Origin of the sequence: Salifodinibacter halophilus (assembly GCA_012999515.1) — a bacterium.
GTDB classification, from domain to species: domain Bacteria; phylum Pseudomonadota; class Gammaproteobacteria; order Nevskiales; family Salinisphaeraceae; genus Salifodinibacter; species Salifodinibacter halophilus.
Map to the genome: position 1 here is coordinate 1 of JABEEB010000298.1, position 267 is coordinate 267.

Annotated in this window: 1 protein-coding gene; it reads right to left on the bottom strand. The window is 68.5% G+C overall.

Translation table 11 applies throughout. From position 1 onward, the window contains the following. Positions 1-85 precede the first annotated feature (85 nt). The coding region (locus tag HKX41_11750) for an MFS transporter (protein ID NNC24807.1) at positions 86-267 on the bottom strand (182 nt) is incomplete at its 5' end.

Sequence of the window (267 nt, forward strand, 5' to 3'; positions counted from 1 at the left end):
GCACCCTAGTTTCAGAGAGAAGGAAGGACGCCCATAGCCACGCCGCGAGCATAGCCCGGCCGTCGCGCTGCGCCTAGACCGCCGGTCAGGCGGCAGCGGCTTCGGCGCGCGCCGACTGCCGTTTCAGCAAGGCGATGGTCAGCACCAGCAGCGTCATCGGCACCAGCGACAGATAGAACGCGCCGCCGCCGATGCGCGCGAACAACTGGCCGGTGATGAACGAACCGGTGGTGCCGCCGAGCGCGGAGAACACCACGATCAGCCCGG